This window comes from Nocardia sp. NBC_00511, from assembly GCF_045161165.1.
GTDB lineage: Bacteria > Actinomycetota > Actinomycetes > Mycobacteriales > Mycobacteriaceae > Nocardia.
This window is the reverse complement of record NZ_CP107849.1, coordinates 3,262,254-3,280,330: the sequence shown is the minus strand read 5'-3', so window position 1 is coordinate 3,280,330 and position 18,077 is coordinate 3,262,254. Positions and strand designations below refer to the sequence as shown.

General features: G+C 67.6%; 13 protein-coding genes. 6 read left to right on the top strand and 7 right to left on the bottom strand.

Going from position 1 to position 18,077, the window contains the following annotated elements; translation table 11 throughout:
• Window positions 1–13 precede the first annotated feature (13 nt).
• On the top strand, window positions 14–577 hold the full coding sequence (gene rfbC / locus OG300_RS15495) for a dTDP-4-dehydrorhamnose 3,5-epimerase (RefSeq protein ID WP_405496463.1): 564 nt from the start codon (window positions 14–16) through the stop codon (window positions 575–577).
• Here rfbC and OG300_RS15490 read toward each other — a convergent pair.
• From OG300_RS15490 to OG300_RS15475, 4 genes are read right to left on the bottom strand one after another with little or no spacing between them, the layout of a single operon-like run.
• Entirely contained in the window at window positions 561–1,589 is a 1,029-nt protein-coding gene (locus OG300_RS15490) for an NAD-dependent epimerase/dehydratase family protein (protein WP_405496461.1), read from the bottom strand. The two genes, rfbC and OG300_RS15490, sit on opposite strands and share 17 nt — an antisense overlap.
• A gap of 3 nt (window positions 1,590–1,592) precedes the next feature.
• The gene (locus OG300_RS15485; RefSeq protein ID WP_405496459.1) at window positions 1,593–2,243 is read right to left on the bottom strand and encodes a PIG-L deacetylase family protein; all 651 of its coding nucleotides are present in this window, start codon (window positions 2,241–2,243) and stop codon (window positions 1,593–1,595) included.
• A complete protein-coding gene (locus OG300_RS15480) occupies window positions 2,240–3,022 on the bottom strand; it encodes a glucose-1-phosphate cytidylyltransferase (RefSeq protein WP_405496457.1) in 783 nt (260 codons plus the stop codon). Before OG300_RS15480 ends, OG300_RS15485 begins: the two co-directional genes overlap by 4 nt.
• Window positions 3,019–4,284 (bottom strand): methyltransferase domain-containing protein, encoded by a 1,266-nt coding sequence (locus OG300_RS15475; RefSeq protein ID WP_405496455.1) that lies wholly within the window; start codon window positions 4,282–4,284, stop codon window positions 3,019–3,021. The genes OG300_RS15480 and OG300_RS15475 overlap by 4 nt, the downstream gene beginning before the upstream one ends.
• Before the next feature lie 578 nt (window positions 4,285–4,862).
• Between OG300_RS15475 and OG300_RS15470 the strand changes: the two genes are divergently transcribed.
• The 5 genes from OG300_RS15470 to OG300_RS15450 all read left to right on the top strand — a co-directional run bounded on the left by OG300_RS15470 (window position 4,863) and on the right by OG300_RS15450 (window position 12,796).
• The gene (locus OG300_RS15470; protein WP_405496453.1) at window positions 4,863–6,314 is read left to right on the top strand and encodes a sugar transferase; all 1,452 of its coding nucleotides are present in this window, start codon (window positions 4,863–4,865) and stop codon (window positions 6,312–6,314) included.
• Window positions 6,315–6,398: 84 nt separating this feature from the next.
• On the top strand, window positions 6,399–6,776 hold the full coding sequence (locus tag OG300_RS15465) for a hypothetical protein (RefSeq protein ID WP_405496451.1): 378 nt from the start codon (window positions 6,399–6,401) through the stop codon (window positions 6,774–6,776).
• Window positions 6,763–10,704 (top strand): hypothetical protein, encoded by a 3,942-nt coding sequence (locus OG300_RS15460; protein ID WP_405496449.1) that lies wholly within the window; start codon window positions 6,763–6,765, stop codon window positions 10,702–10,704. Before OG300_RS15465 ends, OG300_RS15460 begins: the two co-directional genes overlap by 14 nt.
• A 69-nt stretch (window positions 10,705–10,773) precedes the next feature.
• Window positions 10,774–12,000, top strand: a complete 1,227-nt coding sequence (locus tag OG300_RS15455) for a cytochrome P450 (RefSeq protein WP_405496447.1) — start codon at window positions 10,774–10,776, stop codon at window positions 11,998–12,000.
• Window positions 12,001–12,067: 67 nt separating this feature from the next.
• Window positions 12,068–12,796 (top strand): TetR/AcrR family transcriptional regulator, encoded by a 729-nt coding sequence (locus tag OG300_RS15450; RefSeq protein ID WP_405496445.1) that lies wholly within the window; start codon window positions 12,068–12,070, stop codon window positions 12,794–12,796.
• Between the two features lie 2 nt (window positions 12,797–12,798).
• Here the strand turns inward: OG300_RS15450 and OG300_RS15445 are convergent, their stop codons facing one another.
• The 3 genes from OG300_RS15445 to OG300_RS15435 form a co-directional block, all read right to left on the bottom strand.
• Entirely contained in the window at window positions 12,799–14,217 is a 1,419-nt protein-coding gene (locus OG300_RS15445; protein ID WP_405496443.1) for a serine/threonine-protein kinase, read from the bottom strand.
• Window positions 14,218–14,234: 17 nt separating this feature from the next.
• Entirely contained in the window at window positions 14,235–16,454 is a 2,220-nt protein-coding gene (locus tag OG300_RS15440) for an MMPL family transporter (RefSeq protein ID WP_405496441.1), read from the bottom strand.
• A 139-nt stretch (window positions 16,455–16,593) separates the two neighbouring features.
• Window positions 16,594–17,976: a threonine/serine exporter ThrE family protein gene (locus OG300_RS15435; RefSeq protein ID WP_405498565.1), complete on the bottom strand. Its 1,383-nt coding sequence runs from the start codon at window positions 17,974–17,976 to the stop codon at window positions 16,594–16,596.
• Window positions 17,977–18,077: the final 101 nt, after the last annotated feature.

The following is an 18,077-nucleotide window of genomic DNA, read 5'->3' as shown; positions in this document are numbered from 1 at the left end:
GCACCATGACCGGGTGCGCATCGACACGACCGAGCTCGCCGACGTCCTGGTGCTGACCCCGCAGCCGTTCCGCGACGACCGCGGCCTGTTCACCCGCACCTTCGACGCCGGGGAGTTCGACGCCCACCTGGGGGTGCCGGGCCTGGCCGCGAGTTTCGTGCAGGACTCCCAGTCGCGTTCGCATCGCGGGGTGGTGCGCGGCATGCACGGGCGTGGCGGGCGCGGGGAGGCCAAGCTGGTGCGCTGCGCGCACGGCGCGGTGCACGACGTCCTCGTCGACATCCGCCCCGGCTCGCCGAGCTTCGGACAGCGGCAGGCATTCCGGCTGGACGACACCGACTTCCGGCATCTCTACGTGCCGCCGGGGTTCCTGCACGGCTTCCAGGCGCTGACCGATATCGCCGACGTCTGCTACCGCATCGACCGCCCGCACGATCCCACCGAGGACCTTGCCGTCGCCTATGACGACGCGGAACTCGGCATCGAATGGCCGCAGCCGGTGACCCGGGTGTCGGAGCGCGACGCCGGGGCGGGCTCGTGGCGTGAGCTGCTCGGGCATCTCACACCCCGGTCCTGATCCGCCGCAGCTCGCCGTCGATGGTCCCGGCCGCCTGTAGCGACTTCAGGTGCGCCAGGCGGGTGAAGCGCTGGAAGAAGGCCTCGGAGGTGAGTCCGCGCGCGAGGTACTCGCGGTACAGTTCGGCGGCGCCGTCCGGAATGCTCCAGCTCGCCTCGTAGCCCAATTCCTTTCGGGCATAGGAGAAGTCGACTCGATACGAGCGCGGGTCCGCGCCGTTCTCGCCGGTGATGACGAGCGTGGACGCCGGGACCGCGTCGACCACGGACTGCGCGATCTGCGCGACCGTCAGATTGTTGACCTCGCTGCCCACGTTGTAGGCGCGACAGTGAATCGCCTCGATCGGAGCCTCCAGGCAGGTGGCGAAGGCGCGCGCGATGTCCTGCGCGTGCACCAGCGGCCGCCACGGCGTGCCGTCGGAGAGCACCCGCACCTCACCGGTCAGCACCGCGTAACCGACCAGGTTGTTGAGCACGATGTCGGCGCGCAGCCGCGGCGAGAAGCCGAAAGCGGTGGCGTTGCGCAGGAATACGGGGGAGAAGCCGGAATCGGCCAGCGCCGCCGCATCGTCCTCGACGCGCACCTTGGACTCCGCGTACGGGGTCAGCGGGCGCAGCGGCGCGTCCTCGGTGACCAGGCCGTCCCCGGCCGCGCCGTACACCGAACAGGTGGAGGCGTACAGGAACCGCCGCACCCCGGCCGCTTTCGCCAGCCGCGCCAGTCGCACCGAGGCGTGATGGTTGATGTCGTAGGTGATCTGCGGGGCCAACGCGCCGAGGGGATCGTTGGACAGCGCCGCCAGGTGCACCACCGCGTCGAACCCGGCCAGCTGCGCCTCGGTGACATCGCGCAGATCCACGTCCAGGGTCGGGGGCGCGGCCGGGGCGTCGCCCAGCACGCAGTCGGCGAAATACCCGCAGTCCAGGCCGGTCACCTCGTGACCGGCCGCCGCTAGCTCCGGCACCATGACGGTGCCCAGATATCCCTGATGCCCGGTGACGAGCACGCGCATGGCTTACCTACCTCCGAAAGTGATGGACGCCTTGTCGAGCAGGAACGCCTCGGCGTACCGGGCGCGGCACTGCACCCCGCGCAGCCGGGCCAACGCCAGGAACGACTCCTCGTCGAACCAGTCCCGATGATGCTGGGACGGATAGTGTTTGAGCAGCAGCGCGGCCTTGCGCTCGGCACAACCGGCGGGTAGCGGATGGAAGACGGCGGGCTGCGGAGTATCGCTCTCCCACTTGAGGATCTCGTAGCGCAGCAGCAGATGGTCACGGAACTCGGTGGACGCCAGTTCGGCCAGCAGCCGGTGATCCTGGTGCGCGTCCCCACGCTGCGGCGCGAACACCAGCTGGGCGGCACTGCCCCGGCGCAACGTCCCTACCGCGTTCTTCACCCGCTCCCAGTGGGCGGGTGCGTAGCCGTCCGGCACATCCAGGATACGCAGATCGAGATCCGCTCCGGGGCAAAAGGACTCGAGCGCGAAGCGTTCCTCGGCCTCGCGCTCGGTGCCCGCGCCCGCGAGCACCAGCGCCCGGATCCGCAGTCCCGGAATGGATTCCGACAGGGTGAGCAGGGTGCCGCCGAGCCCGATCGCGAGGTCGTCGCAGTGCGCGGCCAGCAGTGCGATCTCGGTGACCGCGCCGGTGTGCAATCCGATCATGCCCGCGCGTTCTCCCACACCATCCAGGGGCGATCACCGCTGAGATAGCCGGCGTCGAGTTCGGCGCGCTCCTTGAAGGTGTCGGCCGGTTTCCAGAACCCGTGATGCTGATAGCCGAACAGCCGACCCTGCGCGGCCAGCGCGCCGCAGGCGTCCTCGACCAGATCGCCACCGGGCGGCAGATGCTCGAAAACCTCCTGGGTGAGCACGAAGTACCCGCCGTTCTCCCAGATCGGCAGTCGCGAGACCGGCGTGATGTTCTTCACCTCGCCCGCGGAGTTCACATCGACGCAGTGGAAGGAGGACTGCGGCGGCACGATCATCATCGAGGCCGCGGCACCGGAATCCTGGAAACGCTCGATCATCTCGTCCAGTGGGGCGTCGGTGAGCACGTCGGCGTAGTTGGCCAGGAAGTAGGTCTCGCCGTCGAGGTGGGAACGCACGCGGCGCAAGCGCTCACCGATCGGCGACTCCACCCCGGTGTCGACGAAGGTGATGGTCCAGTCGCTGATATCGGACTGCAGCAGCTCGACCTGGCCGCCGCGGATCACGAAGTCGTTGGACACCGACTCCTGATAGGTCAGGAAGAAGTTCTTGATGTGCGCGGCCCCGTAGCCCAGACACAGCACGAAGTCCTTGTGCCCGAAGTGCGCGTAGTAGCGCATCACATGCCAGATCAGCGGGCGCGGGCCCACCATCTGCATGGGCTTGGGGACCGGATCCTCGGTGCCGTTGCGCATGCGCATGCCGTAGCCGCCGCAGAACAGTACGACCTTCACTTCGCTTGCCTCTCTGCGTGATCGAGTGCGGCGGCATCGTCGGGCGTCGCATGGTGGAGATGGGGGAGCGGGTAGACGATCTCCGCGCCCCAGGCGGTGACCGGCCGCAGCTGCGCGGTGAGCTCTCGCTCCAGGTTCCAGGGCAGCACCAGCACCACATCGGGGCGGTCGGCCTCGATGCGTTCGGGTGCGTGGATCGGGATCCGGGTGCCGGGGGTGAACCGGCCGTGCTTGTAGGGATTGCGGTCCACGGTGTATTCCAGCAGGTCCGGGCGAATCCCGCAGAAGTTGAGCAGCGTATTGCCCTTGCCGGGCGCTCCGTAACCGACGACTCGTTTACCGGATGCCTTGGCGTCCAACAGGAATCGCAGCAGATCCTGGCGCACGCGTTCGGCGCGCGGACGCAGCTCGAGGTAGCCGGCCACCTCGTGCAGACCGGCTTCGGCCTCCAGGGCCAGCACCTGCGCCACCCGCGGCGTGGGTTGCGCGACCGCGTCGGGGCGGGCCCACAGGCGCAGCGAACCACCGTGGGTGTCCAGCAGTTCCACGTCGACCACGGTGAGACCCGCGGTGGCGAGCGCGCGTTGGGCCGACAGCACGGTGTAGTACTGGAAGTGTTCGTGATAGATGGTGTCGAACTGGCCCAGCGTAACCAGATTCAGCGCATGGTGCACCTCGACCGATAGCCAGCCGTCGTCGGCCAACAGGGTACGCAGTGACCTGGTGAAACCCAGTAGATCCGGGATGTGGGCGTAGACGTTGTTGGCCACCACCAGGTTTGCCGGGCCGTGCGTCTCGCGCACGCTCGCGGCCAGTTGCTCGTCGAGGAAGGCCGTCTGGGTCGGTACCCCCCGGTCTCTTGCTGCCGCACCGACATTGACCGAGGGCTCGATGCCCAGGCAGGGGACGTCCGCGGCGACCATATGCTGCAGCAGGTAGCCGTCGTTGCTGGCCACCTCAATTACGAAACAATCGCGGTTCAGATTTAGCTGATCAATTGCGGACTCCACGAATTGTTTCGCGTGCCGCACCCAGCTATCGGAAAACGATGAGAAGTAGGCATATTCGGTGAATGTCTCCTCCGGCGTGATCAACGCCGGGATCTGCAACAGCAGGCACTTCTCGCACAGCCTCAGGTGGAGCGGAAACGTGGTTTCCGGTAGGTCCAGCTCGGCGGCGGTGAGAAATTTCTCGCAGGGCGGGGTGGCGCCCAGATCGAGAACAGTGATCAAACTCTCGGAGTCGCATAGTCGGCATTGCACGAAGTTTCCCCACCTTTCACCGAGCCCGGCAATCCGGGCAGCAACGGACACCCCATGGGTCGGCTCGGTTCGGCCTTACGTTACAACAGAATTGGGAACATCCCACGTGCCGCATACGTGACCGATAGTGCCAAATCAGGTGGATTTCTGCGACCCGCAGAACCGAGCGTCCACGTGGCGAACCCAGGAGTCTTGCAATACAAGGGTTTCGCCCACCCCACACGGTGTGCCTTGTGTAGATCAAGCTGCGATTCTGCGATTAGGGGAAACTGGGGGATCGCCCGCCGGTACCGGTCGTGTTCCTGCCCGTTACTTTCCGGAAACGTTGAGGCGGACCAGGATTGAATGTCTCGGACGGCTTCGGTGTGTAACATTCGGTCCCTGGCCGCCGAAAGACTCGACGGCCCCATCGGTTTGCATGGCCTGAAAGCCCTTGGGAAACCGGCGTCAACCCGTTCAGTGGAACTGATCAGCGGGGATCGGAACCGAGTTCTTCCCGTAGGGGGAGGTGCGTTCGTTTCATGAGTTACGAGATTTCCGCCGGTCGCGCTGTGCGTGTCATCCGGCTCCCTCGACCTGTGCCACGTTCGGATCGTGAACGCTGGCAAGCGGACTACGCGCGCCGGCTGTTGGGCGGCGACCTGGCCGTTCTCTGTCTATCCATCGGATTCGCCCAGTGGATGCGTTTCGGCGGCAACGCGCATCCGCCACTGGCCTCCCGGTTGCCCCTCGAAGTCGGCTACACCGTGGTGTCCGTGGTGCTGGCGCTGGCCTGGCAGGCCACGCTGACCCTGAGCGGCACCCGCTCGGCACGCGTAATCGGCAGCGGCACAGAGGAATACCGGCGGGTGGTGGCCGCCTCGCTGAAGCTGTTCGGCGGTCTCGCCATCGTCTCGCTGCTGCTGCGGGTCGACGTCGCCCGCGGCTACCTGGCTATCGCCCTGCCGCTCGGCATGCTCGGCCTGTTGCTGGAACGGCGGCTGTGGCGTGGCTGGGTGGCCGCGCGGCGCGCCCGCGGTGAGTTCCGGACCGCCATGCTCGTCGTCGGCAGCCCGCAGGCGGCTCGCGCCATGGTGGCGGCCTTCTCCCGCGACGGCAACTCCGGCTATCGGGTGATCGGCATCTGCACCCGCGACGAGGAGGCGCTCGCGGAACGCGTCATCGACGTCGACGGGCGCGAAATCCCGGTTGTCGCAAGCGATCACGAGGTGATCGACGCGGTGCGGCGCACCGGTGCGGACACCGTGGCGATCACCGCCACCGACAATCTCGGCCCCGCCGACTTCCGGCGCATCGCCTGGGAACTCGACGAACTCGGCGGCGAACTCATCGTCACCCCCGGTCTCGTCGACATCGCGGGCACCCGCCTGATCCACCGCGTCATCGCCGACATGCCGATGCTGCACGTGGAGAAGCCGCAGTACGACCGCGCCAAGTCGATTCGCAAGGGCTTCTTCGACTTCTGCTTCGCCCTGCTGGCGCTGCTGGCCATCGCCCCCGCGCTGTGCGGCATCGCGCTGGCCGTCAAGTGCACCAGCCGCGGCCCGGTCTTCTACCTCTCCGAACGCATCGGCCGCGACGGCCACCCGTTCCGGATGATCAAGTTCCGCAGCATGTACGCCGATGCCGAACACCACATCAACGCCCTCATCGACAGCAACGGCGGCAACCCGCTGTTCTTCAAGGTCCGCGACGATCCGCGAGTCACCACCGTGGGCAGGGTGATCCGGAAGTACTCCCTCGACGAACTCCCACAGTTCTTCAACGTGCTGCGCGGCGAGATGAGCATCGTCGGCCCCCGCCCCCAGGTGCAGCGCGAAGTCGACTCCTACGACGGCATCATGCGCCGCCGCCTGCTCGTCAAACCCGGCGTCACCGGCCTCTGGCAGGTCAGCGGCCGCTCGGATCTCACCCCCGAAGACGCCATGCGTCTCGACCTCTCGTACGTCGAGAACTGGTCGATGGTCCTGGACCTCTTACTGATCGCCAAGACCATCGGGACCGTGACCCGGGGTGAGGGCGCGTACTGACCCGGCCGAATTCGCTGGCACCGGTTGAACTCTCCTCCGTCCGCTGCCCATGGCAGACTGCTCCGAAAGCCATGCGGGGGAAGGATGAACGTGGAACTGGTGCTGGCGGTAGGGGCCTCCGACGATGACGTCGAGGAACTGCACTCACTGTTCGAGGCACTGGTCGAAGACGACGAACTACGGACTGCCAGCAAGTCGACGCAGCGTGCGGCCACCCGGACCGACACCCTCGGTGCGGAGGAGACGATTCGGATCGTCGTGGACTCGGCGGCGCTGTGTACCGCGCTGTCGACCTGCGTCGTCGCCTGGTTGCGCATGCGGCGGCCGAAACTGCGGCTGACCGTCACCGGGCCGGACGGGGCCAGCGCCGAGATCGACGCCACGGGTTCGCAAGCGGTGGAACAGGTCCAGGTACTGGAGGTCATCGAGCGGGTGCGCGGGACGCTGGATGACGCTTCCTGATCCGGAGGCCAGCCGCGCGGTCCTCATCGGGTCGGCGACCTACGCCCCGGATTCGGGCTACGAGTCCTTCGCCGAAGTGGCGCGCAGCCTCGCGGACTTCGCGGAGTTCCTGCGCGCCGAGACCGGCCTGCGGCACATCGACGTGATCGCCGACCCCGCCGACAATGCGGAGATCGCCGCCGCGATCACCGCCGCCGCCAAGGCCGCGACCGGGCTGCTGCTGGTCTACTACGTCGGGCACGGAGCTGTGGTCGACAACCAGCTTCACCTGACGCACAAGGGATCTCGCGCCGACGACGCGGATGTGACCGCGCTCGGGTACGGCACCATCCGGTCGCGGATCAAGAAGGACGCGCGGGGGCCGGTCGTCGTCATCCTCGACTGCTGCCACAGCGGCAAGGCCTTCTCCCGCGACGTGCTCTCCGGCGACAGCGAACTGCTGGTGGCGGCCACGGATATCGATGGTGCGTTCGTGCTGACCGCCACCGATGAGAAGAGCAAGTTCGCGCTCGCCAAGGGCGAGCACGGGAGCACCGCGTTCACCGGGATGCTGCTCGATATCCTGCGCACCGGGGTGCCCACCGGGGACCGGTTGTTGACCATGTCGGTGCTCTACCGCGAACTGCGCGACCGGCTGCCCGCCGCGAATCTGCCCAGACCCAAAGCGCTGGAACGCGGTACGGCCGGGCAGCTCGCGCTGGCGGCCAACCGCCGCTGGTCCGGCGGTCTCGCGGCCGAGGGGCTGCCGCCCGTCACCGCCACCGCGTACACCGCGCAGGTCCGCGACCTCACCCCGATCGACGGGCTGCTCGACCGCGACGCCGAGCTGGCCGAGCTGGCCGAATTCTGTTCCGGCGACGAACCCTACGTCTGGTGGCAGGCCGGACCCTGGGCGGGCAAGACCGCGCTGATGACCTGGTTCGCGCTGCACCCGCCTCCCGGCGTGCGGGTCATCTCGTTCTTCGTCACCTCCCGGCTGGCCGCCCACGACGACCACAATGCCTTCACCGACGCTGTGCTGGAACAACTCTCGGCCCTGCTGCCCGACCAGGTGGCGACCGTCGCCCGCGGATCCACCGATCGCGACGCCCTGCGCCGCCACCTGCTCGAGCTGGCCGCGCAGCGGGCCGCCGACAGTGGTGGCCGGGTGGTACTGCTGGTGGACGGGCTCGACGAGGATCGCGGCAAACCCAGCATCGCGTCACTGCTGCCGAAGTATCCCCACCCGGGCTTGCGCGTGCTGGTCTCGGGTCGCCCGCATCCCGATCTGCCGCTGGATGTTCCGCGCAGTCATCCCCTGAACAGTTGCCGCCGTCGCGAACTCGGCCGCTCGCTGGCGGCCTTCGACATCATCCAGATGGCGCGCCTGGAGTTGCACGGCATCCTCGAACGCTCCGACGTCGACCAGCAGATCCTCGGCCTGATCACCGCCGCGCACGGACTGACCGGCACCGAACTCGAGGACCTCACCGGACTGCCGCCGTACCGGATCGACACCATCCTCGCCGGCGTCACCGGTCGCACCTTTCAACCCCGGTCCAACCGGTTCGCACCCGGTCAGATCTACCTGCTGGCGCACGAGACCCTGCAGCGGGAAGCCGAATCCGCGCTCGGCCGCGCCCTCATGACGTTGTACCGCAACCGGATTCACACCTGGGCGGCGCGCTATCGCGATCAGGGCTGGCCGGTCGAAACACCCACCTATCTACTGACGCGGTATTTCTCGATGCTGCGCGGGCAGAACGACCGCGCGCGGATGACCGAGTTGGCCCTCGACATCGTTCGACACGACCGCATGCTGGTGCTCACCGGCGGCGACGGCATGGCCCGCACCGAGATCACCACGGTGTCCGGAGTCTGGGCTGCCGCAAAGGATCCCGATCTGCTGGCGGTGTGCAAGCTCGCCATGCGCCGTCGGCGACTGACCCGGCGTGGCGGCGACATCCCCGCCGGGTTGCCCGCGGCGCTGGCACTGATGGGGGAGACCACCCGGGCGCAGAGCCTGGCCGACGGCATCCCGCGTTCGGGTCGTCGGCGCAGCGCGCAGATCGAGCTGATCGCCGTTCGCGTCGCCGCCGGCGATGCCCGGGGCAATCGCGCGCTCATCGATTCGCTGCGGTCGGATCGGTACGCGCTCAGCGATCACGATCTGGTCCGGCTCACCGCCGCCCTGGTCCGGGTCGGCGATATCGCGGGCGCGCAGGTCCTCGGGCGTGAGATCGCGCTGCCCGTCGAGCGGACTCGCATGCTCGCACAACTGGTTTCGTCGCGGCGACTGCCACCCGAGGATGTCGCCGAGGCGATCCGCGAGATCAACCGCCACGCGCTGCTGACCAAGGGGCCCTCGCTGGAACGCGAGGACATCCTGCGCCGGGCGGCGGGCGCGTTCGCCGATATCGGCGACTTCGACCGGGCGCTGGCACTGAGCGAGACCCTCACCACCGAGGAGTTGCGGGCCGCGACCCGATGCCGGATCGCGCGCGCCATGACCGAGCACGGACAGACCGAGGCCGCCGGGCGCTGCGTGCGCTCGGTTCTGACGGCGATCCGGGGTATGACCTTCGACCCGGTGATGCGATCGCGGCTACTGGCCTGGATCGCGGCCGATCTGGTCGCGGTCGGCCGCCAGGACCGGCTGCGCGAACACCTCGACGACCTCGAGGCGCGGCTCACCGGATATACCCGGCTGGTGCGGCTGGCGATGGTGGAACAACTGGTGCACTGCCGGAGCGAACTCGGCGACGCCGACCGCGCCGTCACGCTGGGCCGCCGATTCGCCACGGAGACCGACGGACTCGCCATCTGGACCAGCACGCTGCCGGCGCTGGTGCGCGCGGGCCGGACCACCGAGGCCCGGCGGCTGGCCGCCGAGATCGAACTCATCTCCTACCAGGTGAGCGACCCCTACGAGCGCGGGTTCGAATTCTTCGCGGTGGTGCGCGCGCTGCTCGTCGCCGGGGACGTCGCGCACGCCGAGGCCATGGCCGAGCGGATCGACGACATCGGCTGCCAGTTCCTGGTCTGCGCGTTCCTCGGCACCCGGCCCGCCGGGACGACCGAGCGCGCGAGCGCCTACCTCGACCGGGCCCACGGCATCGCCGAGGCGCTGCTGGCCCGGGTGCACATCTGGGACGACAAGGCGGCCAAGCACTTCGGCCGCACCCTGTTCGCCGCCGACTGGCTCGGCCGCCACCCGGTCGGACCCGCGCAGACGCCCCTGGCCGCACTGCTCGACCGGCTGATCGCCAGAGGTTCGCTGGAAGCCGCTGTGCGACTGGCGGATCGGCTCGTCTCGCTGTACTCGACCTGGCCGCGTCCACACGAGGGACTCGATCAAGGGCTCGGCGGGCTCGCGGCGGTCTTCGTGCGGTCCGGGCACGACGAGATCGCGCGCACGCTGATCTATCGGGTGGGCGGGCTCGCGTCCCGCATCGCGGTGGCCCGGGTGGTCATCGGGGAGGTCGGCGTGCAGGCTGCTGAAGTATTGCTGCGGCCGATGCTCGATGAATTCGAGAAGGATGTACTGGCGGGCGGTTTCGTCGAGGTGTCCTCGAATCGTGCCGATCTGGTGCGCCTTTCGGTGACGCTGGGTGACAGCGACCGGGCGCAGCGGCTGTCCAATGGTGGCGGCCCGGCCGGGATCTACGGCGCGCGTGCGGCGAGCGTTCCCGCCGCCGCTGAGCGGGAGGCGCGCGAGCACAACGCCGATGCGCTGATCCGCGTCTACCGTGGGCTGCCCGCTGCGGATCGGCCCGCCGCGAACCTGCGAATCCGCAGGCTGCTGGCCGAGATTCTGGCCAAGACCCGCTGGTATGAGGCGCTGGACATGATCGCGCGCTTCGATCCCGCGCTGCTGGCGGCCATCGCGGAGGAGGCCGTGCGCCTGGATGCCGAGCCCGGGATGGCTCATCAAATTAACGCTATTTAGTAATAGGTGTTCACAAGATGCGGTGTGGTGTGGTTCACTCGACCTCGAACGTGTTCCAAAGGAGGTTCCGTGTCCGCGCCGTCCATTCCCACCGGTTTCGACTTCACCGATCCCGACCTGCTCGCCGAGCGGTTGCCCATCAAGGAATTCGCGCAGCTCCGTGCGACCTCGGTCCCGTTCTGGGTGCCGCAGGAAAACGGCCTGACCGGATTCGACGACGGCGGCTACTGGGCCGTCTCCAAGATGGATGACATCAAGGAGATCTCCAAGAGCCCCGAGCGCTTCTCGGCCGAGGAGAACACCGCCGTCATCCGCTTCTACGGCGACATCGCCCGCGAAGAGATCGAAGTGCAGCGCTACCTGCTGCTCAACATGGATCCGCCGCGCCACACCAAGCTGCGCCGGATCATCTCCAAGGGCTTCACCCCGCGCGCCATCGAGTCGCTGCGCAACGCGCTGCGCGACCGTGCCGAGCGAATCGTGCACGAGGCCAAGAAGAACGGCGGCGGCAACTTCGTCGAGCAGGTCGCGGCCGAACTGCCGCTGCAGGCCATCGCCGAACTCATCGGCATCCCGCAGGAAGACCGCGGCAAGATCTTCGACTGGTCCAACCAGATGATCGGCTACGACGACCCGGAGTTCAACGGTGACCACAAGGTGGCCACCGCCGAGGTCATGGGCTACTCCTGGAACCTCGCCGAACAGCGTCGCGCCTGCCCGATGGATGACATCGCCTCCACCCTGCTGCACGCCGACATCGACGGCGACGCACTGGCTTCCGACGAATTCGCCTGGTTCGTGATCCTGTTGTCGGTTGCCGGCAACGAGACCACCCGCAACGCCACCACCCACGGCATGAAGGCGTTCGTCGACAACCCCGAGCAGTGGGAGATCTTCAAGGAGCAGCGTCCGCGCACCGCTCCCGACGAGATCGTGCGCTGGGCCACCCCGGTGATCGCGTTCCAGCGCACCGCGACCGAGGACACCGAGCTGTCCGGTCAGGTCATCAAGCAGGGCCAGCGGGTCGGCATGTTCTACTCCGCGGCCAACTTCGATGAGGAATACTTCGACAAGCCGCGGGAATTCAACGTGCTTCGCAACCCGAACCCGCACGTCGGTTTCGGCGGCACCGGCACCCACTTCTGTGTGGGCGCCAACCTGGCCCGGCTGCAGCTCGACCTGATCTTCAACGCCATCGCGGACGTGATGCCGAACCTGCACCAGGTCTCCGAGCCCGTGCGCCTGCGGTCCGGTTGGCTCAATGGCATCAAGAGCTGGCAGGTCGCTTACGAGTAAGCCCCTCAGGCCCCGATTGCCCCGCGTGCCACACGCGGGGCAATTCCGTATTCGACAGGGAGACAGCATGACCGAGCCCCGCCGCCGCGGCCGGATGCCCGCGGTCAGCGACGCCGACATCCGGCGGGTCGCGCTGTCGCTGCTCGTGGATCAGGGGCCCGACGCGATCACGTTGCGCGCCATCGCCCGCGAACTCGGTGTCACCGCTCCCGCGCTCTACCGCTACTACGAATCCCGCGACGACCTCGTCGCCGCGGTTCGCACCGACGTGTGCGCCCTGCTGGCCCGCGACCTCGAAGCCGCCACCGACGGCCTGCCCGATGATCCCGGCATCCGCTTCTTCGCCATCTGCCGCGGCTTCCGCCGCTGGGCCCTGGCGCACTCCCGCGAATTCACCCTGGTCTTCGCCTCCCCGGTCGGCGTCGGAAACGCCAGTGTCATGCAGCAATTCGGCGAACCGGTGGGCCGCATCTTCCTAGGCGCGGCCGGTCGGCTGCTCACCAACTACACCGTGGTGACCCCGCCCACCGAACTCATCCCCGCCGAACTGCGCGACGACCTGATCACCTTCCAGACCGATCTGCTGCGCGTGCTGTCGGACTCCGGGCAGAAGTTCCCCGCCGAGAAACTGGACCTCGGCGTCAGCTACGTCATGATCCAGTTCTGGGCCCGGCTCTACGGGCACGTCACCCTGGAAGTCTTCGGCAACTATCCGATCCCGATCAGCCACCCGGACGTGCTGTTCGACACCACCCTCGCCGATATCGGCAGAACCATCGGATTGGTCAGCGACTGAGGCTATTTCGGCTGCACGCTCGGTGTGCTGGTCACCGCGGAGGGCGTCGCGGTGGCGTCGGGCATCGCCGAGTTCACCGCATTGCACAGCCAACGGCCTTCGACCTGCCGCATCGCCAGGATGATCTGTAGCACGCTGGTCCTGGCGTTGGGCGTCGTGGTGTTCGTCACCGCCGTGGTCACGTAGGCGGAGACCTGAACCTGACCGCTGTCGGCGGATTTCAACGCGCACTGCGCATCTCGGACCTCGGAGTGGGCCTGGACGTTGACCAGAGTGTCGCGCAGGTTCGCACTCGCGTCGTTCCAGTGCTGTAGCCAATCGCCGGTGGCGCCAGTGGTGATCGCTCGCGCGTAGGTGTCGAAGTCGGCTGCGGACTTGATGTCATAGGTGCTGACGACCCGGGCATATGAGCAAGCCGTCTGCACCGCAGCATCATTCGTCAGCTCGGGGCTGGGCGCAGAAGGTGAGAAATGCAGCAGGGTGACCGCCGCGGCCACCGCCGACCCGGCCAGCGCCAGTCCCGCGATCGCCGCCGCCACCCACGGCCACCGTCGCGCTCGAACCGCGCTCGGGACCGGAACCTGCTGTGACGGCGCCAGCTTCGCGGCATCGGCGAGCGCCCCGCAGGTGGGGAAGCGGTCTTCCGGATCCTTGGCCAGCGCCCTGGCGATGACCTGATCGAATCCACGCGGCAGCGCCAGGTTGCGCCGACTCGGCAGGGGCACGGGGAGATACAGGTGCCCGTGCAGCAGCTGCGCGGAATTCACTCCGGGATAAGGCAATTCGCCGGTGAACAGATGAAACAGGGTGCAGCCCAGCGAATATACATCGGCCCGTCGATCCACCTGGGCGTTCCCGGCCAGCTGTTCGGGCGCGGCGTACTGCAGGCTGGCGTAGATGTCCCCGGTCCGGGTGAGACTCACGCTCTCGTCGAGCGCCTTGGCGATTCCGAAGTCCGCGAGCAACACTCGGGCGTGCGGGCCGTTGGCCAGCATCACGTTGGCGGGCTTCACATCCCGGTGCAGCACCCCGGCGCCGTGCGCGTAATCCAGGGCCTGCGCGACCGCCGAGACAATGGCGACCGCCTGCTCGGCCGCCAGCGGACCGGAACGCACGACGTGACCGGCGTCGGTGCCCTCCACGTATTCCATGGCGATCCACAGCCGCTCGTCGCTCTCGCCCCGGTCGTAGACGGTCACGATATTCGGATGTGACAGTCGCGCGGCCAGATCCGCCTCGCGCTGGAACCGGGCCCGGACGTCCAGATCGCCGCTGACCGCCGTACCGAGCACCTTCAGGGCCACCGGCCGCGGCAGACTCCGATCCCGGGCCAGATACACCTCGCCCATCCCACCGGTGCCGAGCAGTCGCTCAATCCGATATCCGGCGAAAACCTCACCGGCCCTGAGTGCCTGCCCCACCCCGTGTCCTCTCCGCGTCAGTCGGTGCGGCTGACACTACTGTGCGCGAGTTGATTTCGCGTCAGCGTGTCGAGGTCGTCGTCGAGGACCGGTTCGCTGAGACCGACGTGGCGCTGGACGCGCTTCATCCAGCGTGGAGCCCACCAGACGCGGTCGCCGAGCAGCTTCATGACGGCGGGGACCAGCATCATGCGCAGCACGGTCGCGTCGATCACCAGGGCGGCGATCATGCCGTAGGCGATGTACTGCATCATCACCAGTTTCGAGAAGGCGAACGCACCGGTGACGACCAGCAGGATGAGGGCGGCGGCGGTGATGATGCGACCGGTGTGGGCGGTGCCGTAGCGGATCGACTCCTCGGTCGTCGCGCCGCGGGCGCGGGCTTCGACCATGCGCGACACCAGGAATACCTCGTAGTCGGTGGACAGACCGTAGATGATCGCGATGATCAGGACCAGGATGTTGGCCTGGATCGGCTGCGGGGTGAAGTTCAGCAGCGTCGCGCCGTGGCCCTCGGTGAAGATCCAGGTCAGGATGCCGAGGGTGGAACCCAGGCCCAGGGCGCTCATGAAGGCGGCCTTGATCGGCAGGACCAGGGAACCGAAGGTCAGGAACATCAGGATGGTGGTGAGTGTCAGCACCAGCGCGATCATCAGCGGAACCCGGTTCAGCAGCGCGGAAATCGCGTCGTGCTGGATGGCCGGGACACCGCCGACCAGGAGCGTCACGTCATCGGGGACCTCGATGGAACGCAGGTAGTCGATGGTGGGATCGGCGTGGCCGGAATCGGCCAGGATGGCCTGGGTGTGATAGATATCGGGCTGCAGCTGGGAGCGGCGGGGAATCTCGAACCCGGCGGGCAGCAGACCCGGTGCGCTACTTGCCTGCTGAATCAGCGGGCCGACCTCGGTGCTGTCCTTGGCGACAATGATCAGCTCGACCGGATCGGACTTGCGGAGCGGGAAATTCGTGTCGATCATCTGCTGGGCGACGCGGGTGGTGTCGTCCGGCGGTAGGTACTTCTCGCTGAACCCGCCGAACGCGATATTGCGGACCGGCAGTATCAGGACGAGTAGACCCATCACCACGATCGCGGTGATGGCGCGGGGATGCCGCATCACCCAGGCGGTGGAACGACCCCAGAAGCCGTCCTCCACATCGTGTTCCGGACGTGCGCGCCGGAAGCGCTTGAGCCCCAGCGCATCCACCCACGGACCCAGGATCGCCAGTGCGGCAGGCAGAATCGTCACGGCGGTCAACGCCGCGAGGGTCACCGTCGCGATCGCGCCGTAGGCGATCGACTTCAGGAACCCCTGCGGGAACAGCAGCATGCCGCCAAGGCTGGCGATGATCATGGTGGCGGAGAACAGCACCGTGCGACCCGCCGTCATCACCGAGCGGCGGACGGCAGTGGGGGTGTCGTACCCGGCGGCCAACTCCTCCCGGAATCGGCTCACGATGAACAGGCCGTAGTCGATGGCCAGGCCCAGCCCGATCATCGAAACCACCGGGGCCACGAACGAATTCACCTCGGTGACCGAGGTCAGCGATTTCACGATCCCATTCGCGCCGACGATCGTCAGCACACCCATGATCAACGGCAGCGCGGCCGCGACCACCCCGCCGAAGATGAAGAACAGCAGAATCGCGACCGCGGGGATGGCCAGCAATTCCATCCGATGGGTATCGGAGGAGATGGTGTCGTTCAGCGCGGTCGCCACCGCCTGCAGACCGCCCACCTGGACGTCGACACCGGGAACTTCGAAGGCGTCCTTCACCTTCCGGTAGTTCTCCAGCACGACGCCGCCGTCACCCGCGAGCGCGATCGCCGCGACCGCGTGCCGCTTGTCCTTGGTCGCCGCCGCGGCCGACGTCCCCGACTTGGTGGTGACACCGGGCCAGTAGGTGCCGTTGACTCCGCTGATCTCGTCGGGATACTCGCTCGTCAGACCGTTGAGCTTGTCGATGATCGGCTGCGCGATATCGGGATCGTCCACCGTCCGCCCTGCGGGCGCGGTGTACATGACCACGACATCCACATCGTGGTTCGGCCCGAACGCCGCACTGGCCAGCACCGCCGCCTGGGTGGATTCCGAGCCCGGATCATCCAAACCGCCGGAGCTCAGATGACTTTCGAACCCCCATCCGTACCCGCCCAATGCGAGCAGCCCGGTCGCCACCACCCCGATGACCACGAAACGCCAGCGTGCGACCAGCCCACCCCACCAGTCGAACAAATCACGCCGCCGTCGCCTACTTCGAGCCATATCCAACGGTAGCAAGCAAGATCAGGCACCGCCGTCCCAGAACCCCGGTAACCCCTCAACTATGAACGCGCACAACCGCTTACGGTGGCTGCCCGGGTGGGCGGCAACATCACATGCGGCTGGCGGTGAAGCGGGGCCGCCGAACCGCGCCGAATCGCTTGATGATTCGTGGTCGGCGCAGGTCGCGGGCCATCCATTCGCCGAGGGTGACTCCGGCGGCGAGGGCCAGGCCGACGGCGAAAGCGCTGAAGAGTTGGTTCAGGCCCACCAGGAGTTCATCGTTGAGGAGGGCGTAGAGGCCGCGGTAGACGCGCAGGCCCGGGAGCAGGGGAGTGATGCCGGCTACCGCGATCACCAGGGGTGGGGTGAGGGCTCGGCGCGCCAGGAGGCCGCCTGCGAGACCGACCACCGTGGCCGACACTCCGGTCGAGACGATGGGGCCGAAGCCCAGGTGCTGGATCATCAGGTAGACGATGGTCGCCGCGGCACCGCTGGCGGCGGCCGCTGCGACCGCGCGGCGTTCCGCGTAGCAGGCGAGGGCGAACGCCGCCGCGGTGACCGCACCGGCCACCAGTTTCAGCGGCAGGTTGGTCAGGTCGCGGGTCGAGGTCATGTCCGCGTTCGGGACGGTGGCCTCGAAGACCTCCGCCACCCGCAGCGTCAACGCGATGCCCGCGATGATGCCGCCGGTCATCATGATCACCTCGAGCATCCGGCCGGACGCGGTGATCGGAGCGCCGGTGATGGCGTCCTCCACCGCGCCGACCAGCTGTAAACCGGCCAGCAGCACCGCGATTCCCGCCGCGATGATCAAAGCCGGATCCAGGTGCAGGCCGGAGGCGAAGGTCGACACCAGCACCGCGGGCGTGGCCGCGATGATGCCGCCCACGATGTGCTGGAAGAAGAACGGCAGCTTGCGCCGATTGAGTATCCGGTTGGTCCGGTCGATGAGCATGGTCGCGGTGAAACTCAGCAGCGCGATCAGCCATCCGCCATTGAGCAGTACCGCGACCCCGGCGGCCATCAGCGCCCAGCCGAAGGTCGCCACCCACCGGTTGTAAGGGTGCGGGGCGCCGGTGATCTCGTCGAGTGCGGCCAGGGCCTCCTGCGGCGGCAGCAGCTCGGTGCGAATGCGGCGGGTCAGTTGATCGACGGCCGCGAGCCGGGTGAAATCGAGGGAGCGGTAGTGCACGACCCGCATGGTGCTGGCGGGTGGCAGCTTCGGGCCGCGGTCCACCGAGATGCGGATGGAGTTGTAGGTGACGTCGATATCGCACTTCTCCAACCCGTAGGTGGCGGCGATGAATTCGATCTGATTGGTGGTGTCCATGACGGCCGTTCCCGACGCCAGCACCACCTCTCCGACGCGCTCGGCCAGATCCAGTACCTCGGTGACGGTCGCGTCGTCGGTGAGGTCGATCGGCCGCACCGGAGCGGGCATGTCGACGACCGTGTCGGCCGGTGCGCGGTTGTCGTCGACCAGGCGATCCATGGTGCCGGTCAGCAGCCGTTGCCAGCGGGTTCGTAGGCCCGGGGGCGCTCCGCCCGGGTCGGTTGCCACCTCATTGCTCACACCAGAAACGTACACGGGTG

What these genes read in the sequence shown, in the direction of transcription:
- OG300_RS15435 (WP_405498565.1), bottom strand. Translation starts at nt 17,976, where the DNA reads ATGGATCGCCTGGTCGACGACAACCGCGCACCGGCCGACACGGTCGTC.
- OG300_RS15465 (WP_405496451.1), top strand. Translation starts at nt 6,399, where the DNA reads ATGAACGTGGAACTGGTGCTGGCGGTAGGGGCCTCCGACGATGACGTC.
- OG300_RS15490 (WP_405496461.1), bottom strand. Translation starts at nt 1,589, where the DNA reads ATGCGCGTGCTCGTCACCGGGCATCAGGGATATCTGGGCACCGTCATG.
- OG300_RS15485 (WP_405496459.1), bottom strand. Translation starts at nt 2,243, where the DNA reads ATGATCGGATTGCACACCGGCGCGGTCACCGAGATCGCACTGCTGGCC.
- OG300_RS15460 (WP_405496449.1), top strand. Translation starts at nt 6,763, where the DNA reads ATGACGCTTCCTGATCCGGAGGCCAGCCGCGCGGTCCTCATCGGGTCG.
- OG300_RS15450 (WP_405496445.1), top strand. Translation starts at nt 12,068, where the DNA reads ATGACCGAGCCCCGCCGCCGCGGCCGGATGCCCGCGGTCAGCGACGCC.